The following is a 21,723-nucleotide window of genomic DNA, read 5'->3' as shown; positions in this document are numbered from 1 at the left end:
TCCTCCTGACGATGACAAGTTCACATGCGTTTCTTTGTGATCATTTGTACAATGTACACTCATTATGGTCCAATGGCTCCCCTTCATTCAAGAGGAATGAGCAAACTTTAATCCTGCGCGCCTAGATAGATGCGGATAACCGAGCCTTGCTCGACGCGCGCGCCGGCGGCCGGCGCTTGGCGAAGGACCGTCGTTCCGCTGCCCGAAGCCGCCAGTTGGAAGTTCGAATTCATGTCCTCGTAGAGGTCCGATACCGTTTTGCCGACCAGATTCGGAACGGTGACGATTCTCGTCTCGTTGGCGTTCGGCTTGAATTTTTTGTCCACTTGGGTCGTTCGCGGCTGAATCCCCATGTAGGGTAACGCATCCGCCATAATATTGCGGACTACCGGCGCGGCGACGACGCCTCCGAACTGGATGCCTTGCGGATTGTCGACGGCTACGTAAACGACGAGCTGCGGGTCGTCCGCCGGCGCGAATCCTATGAACGATACGATATGCTCGTTCGCGGAGTAGCGGCCGTTGATGACCTTCTGCGCGGTCCCGGTTTTGCCTCCGACCCGGTAGCCGTCCAAGAACGCTTTGCCGCCCGTTCCTTCGGCCACCACTTTTTCGAGCGCTTCGCGTACCGTCTTGGATGTTTCCGGGGATATGACTTGCCTGACGAGCGTCGGTTTCGTTTCCTCCAGAATCGTCCCCGTTTCCGGCTGTATCCAGGATTTGGACACGAAAGGCTTATATAGCTTACCTCCGTTGATCGCTGCCGAGACTGCCGTAATCTGCTGGATCGGCGTTACCGATACCCCCTGTCCGAAAGAAGTCGTAGCTAGCTCCACCGGACCTACTTGCTTCGGCTTGAACAAAATCCCGTTCTCCTCGCCTTTCAGGTCGATGCCGGTTTTATTGCCGAAGCCGAAAGCGTTAATGTACGAGAACAACTTATCCTTGCCCAGCCTTTGACCGAGCGCTACGAATCCGGGGTTGCATGAATTCTCGACCACTTCGAGGAACGTCTGGCTTCCGTGACCTCCTTTTTTCCAGCACCGCAGCTTCGCTCCTGCCACTTCGATGGAGCCGGGATCATAAAAATGCTCGTGCTCGAGATCGACTTTGCCTTCCTGAATAGCCGCCGCGAGCGTGATGATCTTGAACGTGGAACCGGGCTCGTAGGTCATCCAGATCGGAAGGTTGCGATTGTAGACTTCGGAAGATACCTCTTGATACTTATCCGGTTCGAACGTCGGACGGCTGCCCATCGCCAATATTTCACCCGTTTTCGGGTTCATGGCAATGGCGATGACGTCGTTCGCCTGATAATGAAGCATCGCTTGATCCAATTCGCGCTCGACGATCGATTGGATCGTTTTGTCGATCGTCAATTCCAAGGAAAGCCCATCTTGCGGGGGAACGAATTTATCGGACGACTGCGGCATTTTGCGGCCGGCCGCGTCCACCAAAGACGACACGCTTCCCTTCAACCCGGTCAACCTTTGATCGTACTGCAGCTCCAAGCCCGTTAAACCCTGATTGTAGCTTCCCGTGAAACCGAGCACGTGCGCGGCTAAGTTGCCATAAGGGTAATAGCGCTTGTTATCCTCCGAGACGACGATGCCCGGAAGTCCTAACGCGGCGACAGCTTGCGCCTTCTCCGTCGTCAGCTTGCGTCCGCCGGGCTTTAATTCCACGCTCGACTGTCGCTTCGTAAGCTTCTCGAGCAGCATGGCCTCGGACATGCCTAACGGTCCCGACAGCTGGCGGGCCGTATCCTTAGCGTCTTTGATTTGTACCGGTATCGCGTAGATCGTCGGAGAGCTGATGTTATACGCGAGTCTGGTCCCGTTACGGTCGAGAATTTCCCCGCGCTTCGCTTGAAAAGGAATATCCCTTCTCCAGGAATCCTCCGCTTTCTTGGTAATTTCCGCGCCTGCGATCAGTTGTACGTAGCCTAACCGAACGATCAACGCGAGAAACGCGACAACCGAGAATATTAGCGCGACGTACAGCCTTTTGCGAACCGTTACCTTCGATGTCTTCAACAAAAAACCCCCTTTACCGGGAACGTCTGGACGTGCTTTCGCCTAGTTCCAGACTATTCCCGGCGCAAGCGGGTTAGAACAAGCCTTCTTATTCGGGAGGCGCGACATTCTGCTGCGATGGATCCGGCGTCGTGACGGGCCCGTTCTGCGGCGCCAACTTGATATGAAGCGTCCACTTGCCATCGGTCTTGACGGCTTTCTGGCTAACGACGTAGCCTTGTCCTTCCACCGTGCAAACGACCTTGAGCAGCGAACACATCTCGAGCGCGTCCCTGAGCGACAACCCCGTTAGATCGGGAACGTTGCCGGGTTTCGTATCGGTCAATAGGTAGATTCTTTGCGATGCCGGCAGGACGCTTTCCGCTTTCGGCAATTGCTGAAGCACCTTCGTTCCGCTTCCGAGCACCCCGATAGGGAAACGAGTGGATTTCAACCGCTCCTGCGCCTGGGCGACGGTCATGCCCGTCACGTCCGGCACGGAGGCGGTAACTTCCTCCGGTTTCGCGGTACCGGCGGCTGCCTTCGTGTCGGTATCGTCCGTCGTCTCCAAATTCGGCTCGATGCCGAGATGATGAAGCGACTTGCCCATGATTTCTTTGAAAACCGGCCCTGCTATCGAACCGCCCCCGGCATTGTCGACTTGCGGTTCGTCGACGACGACGTACAGCACGACCTTCGGTTTCTCGACGGGCGCGTATCCGATAAAAGAGACGACATACCTATCTTTGGAATACTCGCTTTTACCCGTGGCGGGATTTCTGACGACCTTCTGCGCCGTTCCCGTCTTCCCGGCAATGCGGTAACCGGGAATATATGCGCTCTTCCCCGTTCCGATCAACTTGTCGCTAACGACCGTTTCGAGATATTCGCCCACCTTGCGGGATGTATCTGCGGAAATTACCTGGCGTACGACTTGCGGTTCCGTCACTGTTTTCTCGCCCGTGGTCGGATCGCTGATCGACTTTACGATATGCGGAACCAATAGCTTGCCGCCGTTCGCGACGGCCGCTACCGCGGCAACCTGCTGGATCGGCGTGACGAGCACGCTGCCTTGTCCGAACGTTGCCCGCGCGACGTCGCTGGGCCATTGGAGATTAACCGAGCGGGAAATCTCGTTCGGCAATTCGATGCCCGTCTTCTGGCCGAAGCCGAAATCGTTAATATACTTGACTAGTTTTTCTTTGCCTAGAAACTCATAACCGAGCTTAACGAACGCCACGTTACTGGAGTGCTTAAGCCCGTCCAAGTAAGAAATCGGGCCCCATCCCGACCAGTTGTGGTCATGAATCGTGCTGACGTTCTTATAGCTGACGCTGCCGGACATATAGATATCGTCGGGCTTGAAGATTCCTTCCTGGACGGCCGCGGCCAACGTTACGATCTTGAACGTAGATCCCGGCTCGTACAGAGACTGGATGGCGTTGTTCTTGAAAGCCGCTTGATCCTTCGACTTCTCCCAGTAAACATTCGGATCGTAATTCGGGAAACTGGCCATCCCCAGAATTTCCATCGTATCCGGGTCGGCCGCGATCGCCGTGGCGCTGATCGGTTTGGTTTTCTCGTAAACCGTCTTGAGCGCTTCCTCGATATAGAACTGAATATCCTTATCGATCGTAAGCGTCACGCTATTACCGTCCACCGCTTGCTTATACTCGACTTGGCCGTTAGGCAATTGGGTTCTGGAACCGTCTTTCTGGTATTTAATGAATCCGGGAGTTCCGCTTAACTGATCATTCAGCTTTTTCTCCAGCCCCTCGATCGCTATGCCGTCCTTGTTCTCATATCCGAGAATTTGGGAAGCAAGCGAACCGTTCGGATAATAACGCTTCTGTTCGTCTATGAAATAGAGGCCGACGTTGCTGGTTTTGGTTATTTTGCGAAGCTCGTCGCGGAAGGCCGACAGCCGGTCCATGACCGGTTTGTCGATCTTCCAGCCTTCCGGCCGAATTTCCTTCTGGGCGAGGTACTCGCCGTTTTCCTTCTTCGCGGTAATCATTTCCCGAAGCTTGGCTTCCTCCGTGCCCAGAACGATATGCAGCTTGGACACGATCCGGTCGGTCAGTTTCCATTCCGGATGCTTCTTCTCCAGCTCCGCGATCTGCTTAGGACCGACGGCGACGGTATAAGCGACCGCGTCCGCGGCAAGTACCTTGCCATCCCTGTCGAGCAGTTTGCCGCGTTCCTGCGTAATCGTCTCTTTCGTCATCCAAGTTTTCATCGCTTGCGCGGTCCAGTAATCGGCTTTCACGATCTGTACCACATATATTCTTACGATTAAACCGACAAAAAGGAGGGTGAATAACCCTCCCGTCAGCAGCGTCCGCAGCTTTATCCTTTTCGTCATAGCCGGGCCCTCAACTTTCCCCGAACCGCCTAATGCTTCGATGCTACGGCGCTCCGGTCGTCCTTCACCTTCACCTTAACCTTATTATCCGTTTGTCTTTCGAATCCATGCTCTTCGGCCCATTTGGTTATCCTGCTCGAAGCGCTAAGCTGGTCGATCTGCTGTTGAAGTTCTTTGGCTTTTTCCGTCGCTTGCGTGTAGGCTTTGGTCGACGCTTGTACTTGCCCGTTGATCTGATAGATTTGCGCGTAGCGGAAAATAACGAAACCCGCGACGAAAACGACGAGCGCGATCGAGAACAAATAAAGCAGCTTCTCGCCGATCGGAATCGACCGGCGCTTCGTTACTTTTGATTTGATCGACTGTTGTTGTTGTTGTTGGCGTACTGCCGGTTGCGCCCTTTGTTCCTCGACGCGCTCAGGACGAAGCGCCAGATTGCCGTAATATGCCATAATTCCTGTTCCCCTTTCGAATATCTATTTCTCTTGCAATATATCAAGCTCGGTTATCCGAGCTTCTCAGCGATTCTTAATTTGGAAGAGCGAGCCCGCGGGTTCGCTTCCAGTTCCTCTTCCGATGGCAAGATCGGCTTGCGCGGCGTCAACTTCAATCGCCCGTCTCCGCCTCCGCAAACGCAGATCGGAAAATCGGGAGGACAGCTGCAGCTTGCGACTTCTTTGGCGAATGCCGTCTTGCATATCCGGTCTTCGAGCGAATGGAACGTGATGACCGCGACCCGTCCTTCGGGCTTCAGGCAGTCGATCGTCTGCTCCAGCGCTTCCCTGAACGCCCCAAGCTCGTCGTTGACGGCGATGCGAAGGGCTTGAAAGGAACGCTTGGCCGGATGCGGGCCCGTGCGACGCGTTGCCGCCGGGATCGATGATTTGATAATCTCGGCCAATTGCGCCGTCGTCTCGATCGGACTTTTTTCTCTAAGCTTCACGATGTTCGCCGCGATCTTGCGGGCGAATTTCTCTTCGCCGTAGTCCCTGAGAATATTGGAGATTTCCCGCTCTTCCCACTCGTTGACGATTTCCTTCGCCGTGAGCGACTCGTCGCGATCCATCCGCATATCCAGCTCTGCGTCCAGGTTATAGCTGAAGCCGCGATCGGCTTCGTCGAGCTGCGGGCTGGATACGCCTAAGTCGAACAGCACGCCGTCCACTTGGGGCACGCCGTTCGACTCGGGTACGCCGGCTTGACGCAACGCCATTTTCAGATGCCGAAAGTTGCTCTTCACCAACGTGACGATATTTCCGTACGCGGCAAGCCGTGTACGGGCATTCGCGAGGGCGGCTTCGTCCTGGTCCAGCGCGATCAATCTCCCTTGCGGCCCGAGTTGCGATGCGATGAGCTCGCTATGCCCCGCGCCGCCGAGCGTACAATCGACATAAATGCCGTCCGGACGGATGTTTAAGCCTTTTACGGATTCCTCTTTCAATACGGTCACATGGTGAAACATCGTAGCTGCCTCCCGGTACCCGGTAACGGGTCCGTCTTTCTTGTTTATGTAGGTTTGAAGATGTTGTTAGCGGCTTAGAAGTTAAAATCGAAATCGACCAGCTTCTCGGCGATCTCGTTAAAGGAATCGGCGGATTGCCGGGAGTATTCTTCCCAGGTCGCTTTATCCCAGATTTCCACGCGGCTGGATACGCCGATCACGGTGCATTCCTTATCCAACTTGGCATACTCGCGCAGATGATTCGGTACGTTTACCCTTCCCTGTTTATCCCACTCGCATTCGGACGCGCCGGAGAAGAGAAGCCGGGAGAACGCCCTGGCATTAGCCGCCATCGAGGGCAGGCTTTTCATTTTCTGTTCAAGCAAGGTCCACTCTTCGCGTGGGTAGACGAATAAGCATCCGTCCAGTCCGCGGGTTACGATAAAGTCCGTGCCGAGAGCTTCGCGGAATTTCGCCGGGATAATGATGCGTCCCTTATCATCGATACTATGCTGAAATTCCCCTAAAAACATAAGCTCCCTTCACCTCCTCCAACTTTCCCCACTTTCCACCACTCTGAACCACTTATGATGATTATTCGTGGCATAAAATAAAAATCCTGCCTCGTGGACAGGATTTTCGAAAAAATATTTCACGGGATTAATGACCCCATGCTTACGATTGTTCATCTTTCGACGTCTCCGGCGACGCTTCCGGATCCGATTCGACGCTGGCGGGAGCAGACGATACGGCGTTCTCCGGCACAGCGGGCGAAATGCGCGGAGCGTTTAAAGTCTTACGCCTTTCCTCCGCTAATTTTTTTCGCTCGGCCGTACGTTTGCGAAGGATGAAATAGGTCGGAACACCAATGACCAATATGACGATCAACACGGGTAATATCGCGGCGACAACGATGAGTAAGCCTTCTCCGAACTGCCGCAGAACCTTAACGCTTCCTCCCAGCGCATCCCCGATCCGGTCTCCGAAGCTTTTGCCCGGTTCCTCCTTTTTCTCTTCCTTGACCTCGACAAGGCCCGTACTTTGATAGAGACGCAGGTTGATCGTCGAGAAGGCTACGTTCTGGTCGAGAAAACGAGTGCGTCCTTTGATTTGTTCGATCTCTTCCTGCACTCTCGCGAGTTCGTTCGAGAATCGTACCAAATCGTCCGTTTTCGTCGCTTTGTCCATGAACGACAGCAGACGGGTTTCTACGACCTGCTTCGCTTTCAGTCTCGCATCCAGATCGACGTATTCCTCGGTTACGTCGTTACCTTCCACCTCGCGTTCGTATTTCAGGTTTTTGATCCGTTGCAGCTTCTCCAGAAAAGGGGAGAATCCTTCGGAAGGCACTTTAATTACGTAAGTTGCCCCCACCTCGTCCGCGTTGCGGCTATCGGAGAATTGCAGGACGTAAGCTCCGCCCAAATGAATCAGGTTCGTCAATTGCTCCTCCGCGGACTTGAACTCCTCGACCTTCATGACGAGGTTGGCCCGATAGATGACTTTCCGGCCGAAACCCGCGTTCGCGTCGGCGATCTGTCCGATGCCTCCCCCTCCGACCGTATTCAAGTCGACGCTCGCGGAGGCGACCGGCGCCGAAGACGACTCCGCAAGTTGCTCCGCCCCGGCTTGACTCTTAGCCTCCGAGAAAGCCGCGGCGTTCGACCTGGGCGCTTCTGCCGCCATCGCGTTCGACCTGTCTTCCGACTTCGCGGCAGCCCCGCTATTCGCGTTGTCGCTGCTGCTGCTTCCGCATGCCGTCAAGCCCATCGCAAGTACCGTAACTAGCGCGAACAACATCATAGAACGCAAACTACGACCCCATCGTCTTTTCATCTCGAGCTCCCCCTTTTAGGTTTCTGATACTCTAGACGTAACCGAATAGGGAAATGTTACCTAAAGTGCCGCGAACAAGAAAAATCCCGTTCGCGAAAACGCGAGCGGGATTTTTCTACTCTCTTGATGATTCTTGGTTCGGTTAGTGCGATGCCCAGCTGTCCAAATATGCCTTCTGTTCATCGGACAACGTATCGATGTTAATTCCGAGAGATTGCAATTTCGTGCGTGCGACGAGCTCGTCAAGCTCGTAAGGGACGTTGACGACCTTACTGCCCATAGCTTCGTAATTCTCGTTTACGTAACGCAGCGCGATCGCTTGAAGCGCGAACGTCATATCCATGATTTCCGCCGGATGGCCGTCTCCGGCCGCAAGGTTTACTAAACGTCCTTCGGCGAGGACGTAAATCTTGCGTCCGTCCTTGAGCACGTATTCTTCGATGTTGCGGCGTACGACGCGCTTCGATACCGATAGCGCCGCCAACTCGACCAAGTTAACCTCGACGTCGAAATGACCTGCGTTGGACAATATAGCGCCGTCCTTCATGTTCGCGATATGCTCTCCGCGAATAACGTCTTTGTTGCCCGTCACCGTCACGAAGAACTCTCCGACTTTTGCGGCTTCCTCCATAGACATGACCGTGAACCCGTCCATGTACGCTTCGACCGCGCGGATCGCGTCTACCTCAGTAACGACGACGTTGGCGCCTAAGCCTTTCGCGCGCATCGCCACGCCTTTGCCGCACCAGCCATAGCCGTTCACGACGACCGTTTTGCCCGCGACGACAAGGTTAGTCGTCCGGTTGATGCCGTCCCACACGGATTGACCCGTTCCGTAACGATTGTCGAATAAGTATTTGCAATAAGCATCGTTAACGGCGACCATCGGGAATTTCAGCGAACCGTCTTTCTCCATTGCCTTTAGGCGAAGAATGCCGGTCGTCGTCTCTTCCGCCCCGCCGCGCACTTGCGCCAGCAAGTCTTGGCGTTCGGAGTGCAAGATCGACACGAGATCTCCGCCGTCGTCGATAATCAGATCCGGTTTCGTCTCGAGCGTTTTCACCATCAGGTCTTTGTATTCTTGCGGGTCCGGATTGTACTTGGCATATACCGTGATTCCGTCCTCTACGAGAGCCGCGCAAACGTCGTCTTGCGTGGACAACGGGTTGCTGCCCGTAATGACGACTTCCGCTCCGCCCGCTTGGACGACTTTAGCCAAATAGGCCGTTTTCGCTTCCAAGTGAAGGGAGATCGCCACTCGCAAACCTTTAAAAGGCTGATCGCGCTCGAATTCCTTGCGGATTTGATTCAAGACCGGCATATGGGCTTGAACCCAATCGATCTTAAGCTTGCCTTCGGGTGCCAGGGATGGGTCTCGCACGATGCTATTCAATGCGGTTTTCATTTATGATTCCTCCAATAGTAGGTTCTAGTGAGCGGATACCGCCAAGCCTTCAACCAATCTTTGTCCGCCGGTTACGTCAAATGGAACGTTGGCCCATATGGCTAGCCAGTCCGCGCCGTATCTGTTCCAATAATGAATGGTTCCGTACACTCTCTCCTGAGGTTTATCCATTGGACAGAGCGATGAGCGTATGCGATCCCATTGCTTCAACGACGCTTCGTGCTGCTTGGCGATCGCGTCTACCGACCTCGATTCCAAGAAAGAGATTTGCTGAACGATTTTATCCCGATTGCTGGCCGCAAGCATGGCAAGACCAGGCTGCAGCGACGAGACCGTATTCATGATCGGCTCGTACAGGGCCATGAATCTGCTTTTGACGTCCTGGAATTGTTCTTCCAGATGCCATTTGTCTTGCCGCGAGAGCCATTCGGCTTTTCTTTCGCTCCAATCCGCGATCGCTTGCTCGGGAGTCAGCGAATATTTGTCCAACAGCTTCGTAATCGTCGGTTCGAGATACGTGAACGATTGACGCGGAACGAGAATCGGCATCGACATGCCGAAAGCCTCGAATGCAGGTCCGAGGATGCCCCAATAGGCGATTTCGGACGGCCCTAATACCGCGGCAAGCACCGGAAGAACGTAATCTTGCATGAGCGGTCGCGTGAGCGCGTTCGTGCTGAGCAAGTCGGGCGAGCTGCCCGTCATTTCCAGCAACTGTTCGCTAGATAAGGCGACGTTGCCCCTGCGGTCTACGAAACGTCCCTGCTCTTTATGAAGCAATAGCCGGCCTTGTTCATGATGAAGGAATAAGTTCGCTCCGCCTTCGGCCGTTTCCGCTTGAAGGGCGAAGCCATGGCTTTGCACTTGTTCTTCCCCGGCTTTCAAGGAAGCTTCCAATTCGTCGTTGCGTACGACGAGTTCCCGGAACATCGGGCTTTCCAGCGACCTCAGCCGAGCATCGTCCGCATCGAGCAATACGAGCCCTTGATTTCCGAACCAGTCGGCCAGCAATCTCGCGAAAGCGAGACTCAAAGAAGGCGCGTCCGCGACGTGGCTCCGCAGACGCTCCAGCAACGCCGGCTTGAATTCGGAATCCGGCAACTGCGAAGCCAGTTCCAAGAGCGAAGCTTCCCATTGCGCGGTAGAAAGCGTCGTCCTGCTTACAGCCAAACGCGGGCCTTCCGGACGTTCGATCCGGATTCGCCGAATCCCGCCTCCCGCGGATTGAATGTTTACGTGATTCGCTTCGTCGAAGTCATGGTCTTCCCCGGCAATCCAGAAAATCGGAACGACCGGACGGCCAAGCTTCCGCTCGGCGTCTTTCGCGGACTGAATAACGGACAACGCTTTGTAGTAGATCAAGAGAGCGCCGCCGAACAAGCCGGCTTGCTGGCCCCCTACGACGACCAAGCTACCCGGCTGTTCCAGCTTTTCTAACGATCTGGTCACTTCTTCATAATGTGGCAATTGCCCTTGGTAGAGACGTAAAGCATTGGCGACTTCCTTCAAATTCGCTCTGGAGGAGGCGGAGCGATCCAAACGGGCTGCCCGCTCCTCCCAATGCCGATCCTCCGATGGATGTTGTCCGAACAATTGTAGAACGGCGGGATCACCTATGCGATAACGTTCCGCTATGGAACTACGATTGGGTTCGTGTAGGGATGTAATATTCAAAGGGATAATTCCCCCAATCTGTCGTTGTGATATCAAATTGATTGTACACAACGCCGGAATTCACGTCAAAAGGTTAATCGAAGGAATGGAAGTCATCGAGCGGATAGTCGGTTATGTAACAGGAGGGGAAGTGGCGGAGGAATGCGTCAGACTCCGTCGCGTCTTTCGCGACAGAAAAAAGCAATTTACGCTTTAACGGCGGGAAAAACAAGTTCGAAAAACATTAATAAAACATACAACGGAACCATTAGAAAAAAAGACAATCGCCAGACCGCCCTGAACAGCTTGCCGGCATCAACTTTGCCCCTTATCCGATTCTGAGCATTGCCGATAAGCCCGCCGCCGATCAGTAATAGAAGGATTAGGAAAAAAAGGCCGAAGCTGGTGTGCAGCCTGCGATTCAGCAGCTCCGCTACGCATCCGATAAGGAAAGCATTCGTCAAGTCCATCGCAAGCCGAAAAGCGCTCTTGCGGTCGCCTCCGCGCGTGGAAGCGACGAAGTAGACAAGCAGAAACGGGATAACCGGCACGGTCGCCAGAAATGCGTAAGCCGAAACCAAAGCTTTCCAGATGGAGCTGAGCATGGGTGACCTCTCCCCTAATTTAATGAACGGCTTTCACAAGCGCCGTCACGGCTTCGTTCCACGGCGCGGTTCGTCCTTGGCTTGCCGCCATGCGGATTATCGCGCCATTGATGGAATCGATCTCGGTTTCCCTGCGAGCCCGAATGTCCTGCAGCATCGAGGATTCGTTGCCGCTAGTCGCAGCGCACACGCGCTTCACCGCATTCCATAGCTCTTCCTCGTCGCCGGGCAATCCTCGAACGCTCAACAAGCCGAAAGTCTCCCGGAACAAATTTCTCATGGCGTCCAATCTGGCAGGCGTTTCGATGAGTTCGCCGTTGCGTATGCGCAAAATCGCCGTAAGCGGATTGATTACCGCGTTTACGAGCAATTTGCGCAATATTGCCGCTTCCAACTGTTTCGACAAAAAAACGGAAAATCCTGCCCGCTTCAACAGACGTTTCAGTGCCGATGATTGGAGGCGATGCGAGGTTTCGTCCTCCAAGAGGATTTCTCCCTTGCCGGTATGGCGGACGGTCGTCGTATCGATCCGTAAAGCCGCTTCCGTCGTAATCGCCGTAATAAGCTTCCTCCCTGGGAGGACCTGCTCTATCAACTCGCGGTGGCCGATACCATTCTGAAGCAGGACCAACGTTCCGCCGATCGGCACGGCGATGGCGAGCCGAGCAAGAAGAGTCGGAGTCAGCGCGGTCTGCTTAACCGCCAACAATACGATTCCTTGTTCGTCCGTGACCGCCGAATCGATCGGGTCCGCTTGGATTTCTACCCGCTCCTCCCTTTCACCGGATTCGTTCTGTATCGTAAGCCCATGTCTATCTAGCGACTCGGCTTGTACCCTAGTTCTCGTCCATAGCTTGCAATCGCATCCCGATGCTTTGAGCCTTCCCGCGAGAAGCAAACCAAGCGAACCTCCTCCTAGCACGATTATTTCGTTCATAGATCCGACATCCTCTTTTCGATTTATTGTATAAAGAACAGTATACTTCCCGAATCGCCAAAGCAAAACCCGCGAGGATAATCCTCGCGGGTTTTGCTTTACGGTCTATTCGATTCTTTCGAGATTGCCGTTCGCGTCCATCTTGAAACGCGCGCGGTCTTCTTCTACTTCTTCTGTCAGAAACGCAAGACGCCTTGCCCGATCCATAATGCGAATAAGCGCTTTATAATCGTCGTTAACGACTTGGTAATCCGTCTGGACTTCGTTGACTTCCTTGGAAAGCCGTTCGTTTACCTCTCGGAACTCGTTCAGGCGGTCTTCCTTCTCTTTCAACTCTTTTTCAAGATGACGAATTTGCCTGCTCATCTCTTGAACGGTCCCTTTCCATTGGCGCAAGTACCGAATAATCGCTTCTAGCGACAACGATTCCGCGGATAACAGCTCGGATTTGACGCTTTCGCCCTCGTCGATGGTTAAACGGTCCGCGCTAGAAATCGTGGAGATGCCTTGCTTCTTGAGATAATTCCGTTTCTGACGTTGTTGCTTGGCTAACCCTATCGCTTCGTCATATCTTTTGCGAACGCAACTATTCCATCGAAAACCGCAAGCCGCGGAAGTTCGGGCGATTCGCTGTCCGACCTCCTCGAAAGCGGATAATTGGGTACTGCCTTCGCGGATGTGGCGCAACGTAACTTCCGCCAATATCAAGTCGTCATCCGGACTCCATGCGTCTTGTCTCACAGCCGTCATGGGTGCCCTTCCCTCCTTAAGAATCACGTATATTTTGTTGCTTTGTTCATTTCTATGCCCGCATTAGAATTCATAGAATCTATCGGATACTTCTATTTATATCCATATTTCGATCCACTATACCTTTTACCGCCAAAACGCTATGCTAACGATCGGAATACATAACCGCCCGAGAGTCGGGAACAATATACGCAGCGTTCGAAAAGTTTGCCGATTCGTCACGACTTGTTGGGTTTACACGCTTTTCTCCAACCGTTATAATATGCTGTAGAAATCGTCTTGTGTGTATGAGAGGGGAATATCAACGATGGCACGAATGTTTAGAGTGCTCGGCTTCTGGACACTGGTAATTGCCCTTATGGCGTTTGCAGGCGACATGTATGAATTCGCTTTATTGTTCTTCGTGCAAACGGCCGTTTTCTTCTTGTTCGGGTATTTGAACTTCACCGAACGCACTTACATGCTCATGTTCTGGGGCTACATGGTTGTCGCCTTCCTCGGCTTCACGTATTGGAGCGTATTCGAGATGGGAATGCCGGTTTAATCCGCATGCAATGTCCGGCTACATAAGCAAAGAGGCTGTCTTCCGCGTCTAGCGCGACGGAAGGCAGCCTTTTTGCTTGCACGAAAAACTATTTAATTAAGATCTGCACCTTAAACAGTTCGCTCATTCCGTCCGATAGCAAGAGCTGCCGGATCGCCCGGTTGCGTCGAACGACGGGATGAAACGGATCCGTCTCCGCATGCGCGCTCAGTTTTCCCAATATCCCGGATTCGACGAGAAATTTCTTTTGCGTCCCGTACCATCTTTCCTCCCAGCCCGATCGTTCCGCTATGCGGCGAATATGGCTGAAATTCACGTGCGCTGTCATGTCCTGTTCCCCCGGGAACGCGTAAGGATCGTTGTGAGCGCGATGTTCGCGATAACAGAGCAACGTGCCGTCCATGCGGTGCGGGGACAACAGTTCCTCCGTCTCGTCTCCGTAATCGATGAATACAAGCATTCCGCGATCTACCCGCTCGGCGACCTTATGCACCCAATCGGCGGCATCTAAGCAGATCTCGAACGTCTGGCCTTCCGCTGGATTCGCCCCGTATTTCTCCGTCCATTCCTCAAGGCGGGGATTCGCCGTATCCAGAAGGCAAGGAATGAAGCCCTGTTCCTCGCGCCATGTAACTCCCCACTCCCTTAAGCGCCCCTCACGCCTAATAACGCGATGTACCGGAAATGCATCCAAAAGTTCGTTGCCTAGGACGAATATCGGATCGCCGCCGATCGACGTCGACAAGATCTCCTCGTCACCGTCCTCTTCTCCGATTACTCGGGCTACCCCCGCTTCCGCATAAGGGGCTAATATTTCGGAAGCTTGTCGCCGATGCTCCGGGTTTCCGTCGACTACCGTCAGCGCAAACTCCGCCGCCCGCGATCGTTCCGGAATCGAGGTTCGGTTTTCCTCTCCCCAAGCGTCAAGCATTTGTTTGCTCAGTCTGCCGGTGCCTCCGCCCCAATCGAATACGCGAAAGTTCCGATGCTCCGGAAACCATGACTTCGCCATTCGCGAGAGCTCGGAAGCAAGTTGTTCCCCCATTAATTCCCCGACGTAAGCGCTCGTATAGAAGTCGCCCTCGCGTCCGACGCGGGACGTACCCGAACGATAATAACCAAAATCGGGATGATAGAGACAAAGCGTCATATAATGATGGAAGGGGATGGCGGACAACCGGCGTCCGTCGTTCGTCGTCCCTTCCATCGAGCTAGTCAGGATCTGTTGTCTGATCACGGGAACCAGAGGCGTATCCGGTATCGCGGCATTCATCTTCGCTGCACCTTCCCCCACGAATATCGTCATATTATAATAACATAGGATCATACGGCGCGAGGCCGCATCGCATCACGAGAGGAGGGATCACGATGCGTCGCTTGATACTGGCCGTATTGACGGCTTCGGCTATCGTGTTGCTTCTATCGCGCGGTAGCGCATTATTCCCCGTATACGCGGAACCGTTGCCGGAGGATACGAGAAAGCTATTGGAAAAAAGCTTGTCCGTTGTCGAACTGGATCGGGAGATCGAGCGAATATCGGGATTGCAGAGCAAGACGCAGGACGAAATCGATAGTAACGAGAAACTTCTCGCCCGGCAAGAGATCGCGATCGCCGCGCAAAGGGAAAAGGCCGGCCGGGTACTCCGATCCTACTATATGGGTTACAAGGATTTCTGGTTATCCGCCATACTTAACGCGAACTCGCTTCCCGATCTCATCCGCGTCTGGGATACGATGGACATGATCATGGAATCCGACCACAAGACGATGGACGGTTACACCGCCGAATATCGTAAAATCCAAAAAGGGTACGCCCAGTTGAAGAGCGATAAGGATGACTTAGCCGCAGTTGAGAAGCAACTAGTCGAGCAACGAGCCCGTATTGTTGCGTTGCAGAAGGAAGTCGATTCCGCGCTCGCCTCCAGCGGAGACTCCGACATGTTGCGTCGCCTTATGGATGAACTTCAAGCTTATTGGAAAAACGTCGGGCTATACGAAGTAAAGCAGCATTTCCGCGCGCTTGCCGACGCCATGCGCAACTTGCCCGACTATGTAAAAGATACGCCCGGCATCATTCAAACGAGCGGACTCAAAGCGAAGCTGACGCTTACGGACGCGCAACTGAACGAATTTCTGCGCAAGCAAGATTCCCGCTTCAACGACTTCGCCTTCAAATTCGATCACGGATTGCTGACGATGGAAGGCGACAACGGAAATATCAAAGTGACCATCCAAGGCCATTATACGGTCGAAGACGAACCGGAGAACGCCATTCGATTCCATGTCGATTCTTTGATCTTTAACGGCTTAACTTTGCCGGATACGACGAGAGCGGACTTGGAAAGGGAATTCGACCTCGGCTTCTATCCGCAGAAGCTCATTAAATACGTCAAAGCCAAGAGCGTGGAGATGGACGAAGGCCGCTTAGTCGTTCAGCTATCCATCGGCGGCTAGAGGCGCGTTCCACTCGGTTATCCATTGCTGGAGCGTCGCTTCGCCATTAAATAACCTTTCCCACAACCCGCTTAGGCGCTGCAATCGAACCGTGACGTCGGGTCCGAGAATGAGCGGCGCTTGATTCGGAAAACCCTGGCCGGTTCTGCCCGGCAGCAGATTATTCAGCTTTCGATCGCTATCGTAGAAGGATCGGAATACCGGAAGCCGATTACGCTGTTCCAGTCTATCCAATTGCGCTTGTTCGCCCGTCATGCCGGCGATCCAGCGATAAGCGGCTTCTTCGTTATCAGAATCGGCGGATATCACGAAGCTCCGTCCGCGAGGCCATATCCACGGTAATCTCCAAGACTGATGATCCAATTCCAGCGAATCGATTCCCGAACGCGAATCGGCAAGCTCGTCCGCTGCCGTCGAATAAGGTACGACGGCCACGAGGGTCGTTCCTTCTTTCATCAATCCGAATGCCTCATCGGTTTCAACAGACCGTATACTGGCTCTATGGCGTTCAAGAAGAGATAAAGGCAGCTCGAACGGCGCCCCTTCCCAGGGCTTCCCTGCCTTCTCCAGCAGTTCGTCGCTTCTATGACCGCCGGCGTTCTCAAGCCAAGCCAGCAACGCGAACGGCTCGCTTCCGTCGATGGCGAGCCACGACGCCGGTACCGCTGATTGTTCGCTTTTCTCGGCAGCGACCGACCACTGCTCGACCGTAAGCGGAAGAACGACATCTTCTCCAAGCCATTCCCGCAGCAATTTCATATTCCATACGAGTACGTAAGGATCCATATCGAGAGGGACTCCCCATAAATAGCCGTTCCACTTCAACGGCGCCGTAAGGGCATCGAATTGCTCGGCCAACGCTTTGCCCACGAATGCCGCATCCGCCGGCAGCAAATAACCCGAGGACGCGAACTCCTTCACCCACTCGTTGTTCAGAAGCATAATATCCATGGAGTCTTTCATTTCGGAAGATTGCTTATATTCCGAATACGCTTGACCGGGGTCGACTCTTGTTAATTCCACCGTAATATCGGGGTTCGCTTGAACGAACCGGGCATTCTCGTTCTTTATTTCATTGAATTCCGCCGGATCCATGGCGACTTCGATTTTCAAATAGGAAATTTCCCGGATATCGGCAGGCTCGACGGTCGCATGCGTCTCTTCTTCAGGTATGGGAACGACCGAAGACGCCGGAGAAGGCGCTTTCGCCCAAGGCGATAATATTACGGCCATCATGCATAGCAACAGGAATACCAAGGCCGATTTACGTCGTGCCACAGCCCTCACCTTTTTCTTGTAAACGTTAACAATACGCTTTATTTATGATAACAGGACATCGTGCGGCTGTCTCCCTTTTTCGGGAAGCGCTTTTTCGTTTACACTGGATATACTCGTACTAGGGTTGAAAGGAAAGTGTCGCACATGGAAATTCAACGAATGATCGGCTTGGAAATGATCTTGCCAGAAGGAAAGCCGCCGGGGTTTTACGCGCACATCGTCAAAGGTATCGCCGACAGTTCTCCACCGTATGACCGCTTCAAAGAATTGCTGATTTACGAATCGGAAGCGCAACTTCCTCAAGCTCTTGAGGTGTTAGAGCACTATCGCGTCCCTTCAGAACACGTCGCATTGCTGCTGTTGCCCGCGGATTTAATCGAACAAGGCGATCTCTACGAGGATTATGCGATCGTAACGCGTAACGGCAACGCGTTTATCGATCTATCGCTGACGGCCGTATTCGCCCTGAACGCGGCAAAGCCGGAGGCGGAAGCCGCTCCGGCTTTGCTGCAATTGAAGGAACATCTCGTCGCTAGCCTAACCGTTGACGGCGAGAAGCTTCATCTTGTGGATCGGCAGCTCGCTGAGCTCGCGGAAAGGATCGCGAAGGCGTATGGCTGCGGACTACGATGGTTGTACGAATGAGTTACAGTCTTTCCGTCGCAAGCTGCGCTAGCTTCGAACGCTCGCCCTTCTCCAACGTGACGTGGCCGCTAATGCCTTCTTCCTTAAAACGCTCCACCAAATAAGTCAAACCGTTGCTTTGGGAGTCCAAGTAAGGATGATCGATCTGCTCCGGATCTCCGAGCAGCACGATCTTGCTGTTTTCCCCGACGCGGGAAACGATCGTTTTCACTTCGTGTTTGCTTAAATTTTGCGCTTCGTCGATGATGATGAACTGGCCGGGAATCGAACGGCCGCGAATGTAAGTGAGCGCCTCTACCTGAATGCTGCCCATTCCCATTAATATTTTGTCTAGATCTCCGGATTTTTTCGTGTCGAACAAAAACTCCAGATTATCGTAGATCGGTTGCATCCACGGCCGCAGCTTCTCTTCCTTCTCGCCAGGCAAATATCCGATATCCTTCCCCATCGGTACGACCGGACGGGCGATCAGCAGCTTCTTAAAGCGGTGCTCGTCTTCGACTTTCATCAATCCGGCTGCAAGCGTAATCAGCGTTTTCCCCGTACCCGCCCTGCCCGTGAGCGTGACCAGCGGAATGTCGTCGTTAAGCAACAATTCGAGGGCCATGCGCTGTTGCGCGTTGCGAGCCGTAATTCCCCAAACCGGATCGTTGCTGACATGAAGCGGCTCCAGCCGGCGGCCGTCCGACGTGACCTTAAGCAACGCGGACTTGGAAGTTCCAAGTTCATCCCGCAAGATCACGAATTCGTTCGGATGTAGCGTCACCTTAATGCCGAGCTGATTAACGCCTAGCGATCTTGTAGAATAAAATTCGTCGATGACCGAAGGATGCACGTGCAAATTCATGTGCCCCGTATATTGATCGGATACCGATACCGTTTGATCCGTCAAGTAATCCTGGGCGATGATGCCCAGTACGTCGGCTTTCACGCGAACGAGCACGTCCTTGCTGACGATAATGACAGGGCGGGGATCTTCGCTTTCCAACTCCTCCATATGATAATTCAACGCCACCGCGAGAATCCGGTTGTCGTTCGTCATTTCCCCGAACAACTCCTGCACTTTCACGAACCGGCGATGATTCATTTCAACCTTCAATAATCCTCCGTTTGGCAACGGAACGCCATTGTGCAGCTGTCCCAACGCCCGCATGGCGTCTAGTTCGCGAGAGATGTTCCGCGCATTGCGTCCGATTTCGTCGGCCAGTCTCTTCTTGGAGTCGATTTCTTCCAGAACGACGGAGGGAATAATGACTTCGTTGTCTTCGAAAGCAAACAAGGAGAGCGGATCATGCAGTAGCACATTCGTATCGATCACGTAAATTTTTCGCATGGGGCGTTCCCTCCCGGTTCGGCGATTTTGGGCTACTCTTTCGCAAGGGCTGCAGCTTTTCTCCATAATGAGGCTTACATAGCGATCGAACGACTGGGAACAATAGCTTTACCGAACGCTTTTTCCTGCGGTTGCCGATTCGGTTACGATCCGGTTAGGACGAACTCTTGTTTCGGCGATTGCGGGCATCCCTCCAGATTAGGGTGGTGAAACGAAATGAAGCATTATAGAATGATCGCTTACGGCGCCGCTGCTTTGATGTTGTTCGCGCAGACATTAGGCACCGTAGGCTGTGGTAAAAATACGGCATCGCCTGCCCCCACGGATTATCGCATAACCGCGAAATCAGCCGGGACGAAGGCTAACAAAGCTCTTGGCAATCCGAAGCAAGTCGCCGCCCACCTCGAGTCGCTTGCTCGCGGAATCAAAGGCGTCAAAGGCGCGAACTGCGTCGTATTCGGCAAATATGCGATCGTAGGAATCGACGTCGACGAGAAAATGGAACGCTCGCAAGTCGGAACGATCAAATATTCCGTCGCGGAGGCTTTCCGCAAAGATCCTTACGGCATCGACGCGATCGTGACGGCGGATATAGACATGGCCCAGAGAGTTCGGGAGATTCGGGCCGACGTGAAGAGCGGGCATCCGATTTCCGGTTTCGCGGAAGAGCTCTCCGATATCGTCGGACGGCTTATCCCCCAAATTCCGCGCAATATCGTGCCGCCGAAAAAAGCTGAAAACACGGGTACGCGCACATTAAACAAGCTCCAAAAGTGACAAAAAGCCCAGTGAAAATTCACTGGGCTTCGTTCATGGCGACATCGTCCCGGTTGCCCAGGCCGATTGCCTCTTTATGGTCGCAAGTGTGGTTCATTACGTTCGGAGCCTCGGCAAAAGAGAAATTCGTTCCTTTCATCCGCAGCCCCCCTTAAGAAGTGGTAGTGCTACGTTCATTATAGCATAGGAACGGAACGTTTCCAACGCTTCTAGCCTATGCGTATTTTCGGTTTGCGCCTACTTCGAATCGGCAGAAGCGGACGGCGAGCTCGTCGGTACCGCAACAGGGCGTCCATCCGGATTCATCTCTTCCGCTAACGCCTTTTTGGCTACCGCGAGTTTGTCCTCGTCCAAATAAACGTAAGGACTCTTCCATGTTCCCGTAAGCGGGATAAAGCGAATATCCGAACGATTAATGCCCAAATACGTCTTGATAATATTTTCGATCTGCGCGCTCGGGATATCCGTTCTCATATTGTTCCCCAATGCGTCAAGGAGACTGTCGACCTTGGTCACGCTGCTGAACGATTTCATTCGGTCCGTTATGGCCCCTAGCACTTGGTTCTGCCTTTCGTTCCGCTCGAAGTCGCTCGATGCCGCCGTTCCGCGGTTGGATTTCCGATAACGGACGAAGCCGAGAGCTTGTTCGCCGTTAAGCTCTTGTTCGCCCTTCTTAAGATCGATATTCGTATCGTCGACCGAGTCGACGTAACGCATGTCTTTATCGACCGTAACCTTTACTCCGCCAAGCGCGTCCACCACGTCCACGAACCCGTGGAAATCGATGACTGCCGTGTAGTCGATAGAAATACCCGTGAACTTGGAAAGCATTTGACGCGTCTCGTCCCTTGCGTATCCGCGGGCATATTCCGTCGCCTTATCGCCCTCCAAGGCGGTATCCTTGCGGCCTTGAGAATAAAAAGCCGCATAATAGCCGTTTACTTTGCGTTCCTTGTAGCCGTCCAGCTTCAAATCGCTATCGCGGGGAATGGACACGACGGTCGCCGTTTTGGTTTTGGGATTAAACGCAGCCACCATCATCACGTCGGTATTCATGCTTCCCGTCTCCGTGCGGGTATCCAATCCGAGAAGCACGAGCGCGATCGGTTTTTCCTGCGCCCGCTCGCCTTTCTTGACCTCGACGGTGCCTTGCCCGTCGTCCTGCTTGGCGATCTTGGTCAAGTTAGGCTTCCAAGACCCGTAATAGAGATATACGGCATAACTCGCCAATGCTAGGATGATCACGGCAACGACGATGAGTATCAGCCTTCCCCAACGCAATTTCTTGCCCGGCGGCTTGGATGCTTTGGGCGATGGCGGAAGGCGATTGCCCGAACGCGATCGCAAAGGTGTATCCTGGCTCAAACCGATTCCTCCTCGTCCTCTGTGTCGTAATCCTCGTCCGTATCGTTCGGTTGCCCGAACATATCCCGGTTTAACTGCTCTACCGCTTCGCGATCGAACCACACCGTTCTCGACGATCCGTCCGTCTTCGTATAGGTCACGTGAACTTTGCCCGCGTCCGTCGAACTGACATCGTACGACGCCAATTCATGATCATCCGACAAAATCTGCGCAAAAAAGAGAAGCGTTTCCTTCGCCGCTTCATCATCGGGACGAGCGGATAGAATCCACTTCATCTGCAACCAATAGAACAACGCATCCATTAAAGACACGGCCGTCTC

Annotated in this window: 20 protein-coding genes; 4 read left to right on the top strand and 16 right to left on the bottom strand. The window is 53.6% G+C overall.

Translation table 11 applies throughout. The annotated features are described in order from the left end of the window. Positions 1 to 107: 107 nt before the first annotated feature. The 11 genes from D7Z26_RS08635 to D7Z26_RS08585 form a co-directional block, all read right to left on the bottom strand. Complete coding sequence (locus D7Z26_RS08635; protein WP_120975862.1) at positions 108 to 2,036, bottom strand: stage V sporulation protein D; 1,929 nt, start codon at positions 2,034 to 2,036, stop codon at positions 108 to 110. Positions 2,037 to 2,124: 88 nt separating this feature from the next. Continuing rightward, positions 2,125 to 4,380: a penicillin-binding transpeptidase domain-containing protein gene (locus D7Z26_RS08630; protein WP_120975860.1), complete on the bottom strand. Its 2,256-nt coding sequence runs from the start codon at positions 4,378 to 4,380 to the stop codon at positions 2,125 to 2,127. Between the two features lie 29 nt (positions 4,381 to 4,409). After that, positions 4,410 to 4,832 (bottom strand): cell division protein FtsL, encoded by a 423-nt coding sequence (ftsL, locus tag D7Z26_RS08625; protein WP_120975858.1) that lies wholly within the window; start codon positions 4,830 to 4,832, stop codon positions 4,410 to 4,412. A gap of 53 nt (positions 4,833 to 4,885) precedes the next feature. Then, positions 4,886 to 5,842 (bottom strand): 16S rRNA (cytosine(1402)-N(4))-methyltransferase RsmH, encoded by a 957-nt coding sequence (gene rsmH / locus D7Z26_RS08620; RefSeq protein ID WP_120975856.1) that lies wholly within the window; start codon positions 5,840 to 5,842, stop codon positions 4,886 to 4,888. 74 nt (positions 5,843 to 5,916) lie between these two features. Next, positions 5,917 to 6,354, bottom strand: coding sequence for a division/cell wall cluster transcriptional repressor MraZ (mraZ, locus tag D7Z26_RS08615; protein ID WP_120975854.1), 438 nt, complete (start codon positions 6,352 to 6,354; stop codon positions 5,917 to 5,919). Between the two features lie 142 nt (positions 6,355 to 6,496). Further along, a complete protein-coding gene (locus D7Z26_RS08610; RefSeq protein ID WP_120975852.1) occupies positions 6,497 to 7,657 on the bottom strand; it encodes a DUF4349 domain-containing protein in 1,161 nt (386 codons plus the stop codon). A 142-nt stretch (positions 7,658 to 7,799) separates the two neighbouring features. Next, entirely contained in the window at positions 7,800 to 9,062 is a 1,263-nt protein-coding gene (locus D7Z26_RS08605; RefSeq protein WP_120975850.1) for an adenosylhomocysteinase, read from the bottom strand. Positions 9,063 to 9,086: 24 nt separating this feature from the next. Further along, positions 9,087 to 10,736, bottom strand: coding sequence for a bacillithiol biosynthesis cysteine-adding enzyme BshC (bshC, locus tag D7Z26_RS08600; RefSeq protein WP_158602250.1), 1,650 nt, complete (start codon positions 10,734 to 10,736; stop codon positions 9,087 to 9,089). 185 nt (positions 10,737 to 10,921) lie between these two features. Further along, complete coding sequence (locus D7Z26_RS08595; RefSeq protein ID WP_120975846.1) at positions 10,922 to 11,320, bottom strand: DUF3397 domain-containing protein; 399 nt, start codon at positions 11,318 to 11,320, stop codon at positions 10,922 to 10,924. A gap of 19 nt (positions 11,321 to 11,339) precedes the next feature. Continuing rightward, positions 11,340 to 12,257 (bottom strand): ketopantoate reductase family protein, encoded by a 918-nt coding sequence (locus D7Z26_RS08590; RefSeq protein WP_120975844.1) that lies wholly within the window; start codon positions 12,255 to 12,257, stop codon positions 11,340 to 11,342. A gap of 105 nt (positions 12,258 to 12,362) precedes the next feature. Then, positions 12,363 to 13,007 carry an RsfA family transcriptional regulator gene (locus D7Z26_RS08585; protein ID WP_120975842.1) on the bottom strand — a complete coding sequence of 215 codons (645 nt, stop codon included), beginning with the start codon at positions 13,005 to 13,007 and terminating at the stop codon, positions 12,363 to 12,365. A 307-nt stretch (positions 13,008 to 13,314) separates the two neighbouring features. On the opposite strand from D7Z26_RS08585, the gene D7Z26_RS08580 reads away from it, so the two are divergent. Beyond that, positions 13,315 to 13,551, top strand: a complete 237-nt coding sequence (locus D7Z26_RS08580; RefSeq protein WP_120975840.1) for a DUF2626 family protein — start codon at positions 13,315 to 13,317, stop codon at positions 13,549 to 13,551. A gap of 88 nt (positions 13,552 to 13,639) precedes the next feature. On the opposite strand, the gene D7Z26_RS08575 is transcribed toward D7Z26_RS08580, so the two are convergent. Continuing rightward, positions 13,640 to 14,824, bottom strand: coding sequence for a class I SAM-dependent methyltransferase (locus tag D7Z26_RS08575; protein WP_158602249.1), 1,185 nt, complete (start codon positions 14,822 to 14,824; stop codon positions 13,640 to 13,642). 95 nt (positions 14,825 to 14,919) lie between these two features. On the opposite strand from D7Z26_RS08575, the gene D7Z26_RS08570 reads away from it, so the two are divergent. Next, entirely contained in the window at positions 14,920 to 16,005 is a 1,086-nt protein-coding gene (locus D7Z26_RS08570; protein WP_120975836.1) for a coiled-coil domain-containing protein, read from the top strand. Here the strand turns inward: D7Z26_RS08570 and D7Z26_RS08565 are convergent. Beyond that, positions 15,988 to 17,283, bottom strand: a complete 1,296-nt coding sequence (locus D7Z26_RS08565) for an ABC transporter substrate-binding protein (protein WP_120975834.1) — start codon at positions 17,281 to 17,283, stop codon at positions 15,988 to 15,990. The genes D7Z26_RS08570 and D7Z26_RS08565 overlap by 18 nt on opposite strands. Positions 17,284 to 17,427: 144 nt before the next feature. Here D7Z26_RS08565 and D7Z26_RS08560 point away from each other — a divergent pair, with 144 nt between their 5' ends. Further along, positions 17,428 to 17,928 carry a hypothetical protein gene (locus D7Z26_RS08560; protein ID WP_120975832.1) on the top strand — a complete coding sequence of 167 codons (501 nt, stop codon included), beginning with the start codon at positions 17,428 to 17,430 and terminating at the stop codon, positions 17,926 to 17,928. Position 17,929: 1 nt separating this feature from the next. Here D7Z26_RS08560 and D7Z26_RS08555 read toward each other — a convergent pair whose 3' ends face one another. After that, positions 17,930 to 19,261 carry a PhoH family protein gene (locus D7Z26_RS08555; RefSeq protein ID WP_120975830.1) on the bottom strand — a complete coding sequence of 444 codons (1,332 nt, stop codon included), beginning with the start codon at positions 19,259 to 19,261 and terminating at the stop codon, positions 17,930 to 17,932. 216 nt (positions 19,262 to 19,477) lie between these two features. Between D7Z26_RS08555 and D7Z26_RS08550 the strand changes: the two genes are divergently transcribed. Further along, entirely contained in the window at positions 19,478 to 20,038 is a 561-nt protein-coding gene (locus D7Z26_RS08550; protein ID WP_233566734.1) for a YhcN/YlaJ family sporulation lipoprotein, read from the top strand. 237 nt (positions 20,039 to 20,275) lie between these two features. Here the strand turns inward: D7Z26_RS08550 and D7Z26_RS08545 are convergent, their stop codons facing one another. Next, on the bottom strand, positions 20,276 to 21,403 hold the full coding sequence (locus D7Z26_RS08545) for an LCP family protein (protein WP_120975828.1): 1,128 nt from the start codon (positions 21,401 to 21,403) through the stop codon (positions 20,276 to 20,278). Next, entirely contained in the window at positions 21,400 to 21,714 is a 315-nt protein-coding gene (locus tag D7Z26_RS08540; protein ID WP_199731682.1) for a hypothetical protein, read from the bottom strand. Before D7Z26_RS08540 ends, D7Z26_RS08545 begins: the two co-directional genes overlap by 4 nt. Positions 21,715 to 21,723 lie beyond the last annotated feature (9 nt).

The organism is Cohnella endophytica (genome assembly GCF_003628305.1).
Classification (GTDB): Bacteria; Bacillota; Bacilli; order Paenibacillales; family Paenibacillaceae; genus Cohnella; species Cohnella endophytica.
Note: the sequence above shows the minus strand (reverse complement) of the source record. Positions and strands in the feature narration are given on the sequence as shown.

Bases quoted from the DNA above. Each gene is read 5' to 3' on its own strand.
- D7Z26_RS08575 (WP_158602249.1), bottom strand. From the start codon at position 14,824: ATGAATGCCGCGATACCGGATACGCCTCTGGTTCCCGTGATCAGACAA.
- D7Z26_RS08630 (WP_120975860.1), bottom strand. From the start codon at position 4,380: ATGACGAAAAGGATAAAGCTGCGGACGCTGCTGACGGGAGGGTTATTC.
- D7Z26_RS08605 (WP_120975850.1), bottom strand. From the start codon at position 9,062: ATGAAAACCGCATTGAATAGCATCGTGCGAGACCCATCCCTGGCACCC.
- rsmH (WP_120975856.1), bottom strand. From the start codon at position 5,842: ATGTTTCACCATGTGACCGTATTGAAAGAGGAATCCGTAAAAGGCTTA.
- D7Z26_RS08550 (WP_233566734.1), top strand. From the start codon at position 19,478: ATGAAGCATTATAGAATGATCGCTTACGGCGCCGCTGCTTTGATGTTG.
- D7Z26_RS08610 (WP_120975852.1), bottom strand. From the start codon at position 7,657: ATGAAAAGACGATGGGGTCGTAGTTTGCGTTCTATGATGTTGTTCGCG.
- D7Z26_RS08555 (WP_120975830.1), bottom strand. From the start codon at position 19,261: ATGCGAAAAATTTACGTGATCGATACGAATGTGCTACTGCATGATCCG.
- ftsL (WP_120975858.1), bottom strand. From the start codon at position 4,832: ATGGCATATTACGGCAATCTGGCGCTTCGTCCTGAGCGCGTCGAGGAA.
- D7Z26_RS08580 (WP_120975840.1), top strand. From the start codon at position 13,315: ATGGCACGAATGTTTAGAGTGCTCGGCTTCTGGACACTGGTAATTGCC.
- mraZ (WP_120975854.1), bottom strand. From the start codon at position 6,354: ATGTTTTTAGGGGAATTTCAGCATAGTATCGATGATAAGGGACGCATC.
- D7Z26_RS08560 (WP_120975832.1), top strand. From the start codon at position 17,428: ATGGAAATTCAACGAATGATCGGCTTGGAAATGATCTTGCCAGAAGGA.
- D7Z26_RS08585 (WP_120975842.1), bottom strand. From the start codon at position 13,007: ATGACGGCTGTGAGACAAGACGCATGGAGTCCGGATGACGACTTGATA.
- D7Z26_RS08570 (WP_120975836.1), top strand. From the start codon at position 14,920: ATGCGTCGCTTGATACTGGCCGTATTGACGGCTTCGGCTATCGTGTTG.
- D7Z26_RS08595 (WP_120975846.1), bottom strand. From the start codon at position 11,320: ATGCTCAGCTCCATCTGGAAAGCTTTGGTTTCGGCTTACGCATTTCTG.
- D7Z26_RS08590 (WP_120975844.1), bottom strand. From the start codon at position 12,257: ATGAACGAAATAATCGTGCTAGGAGGAGGTTCGCTTGGTTTGCTTCTC.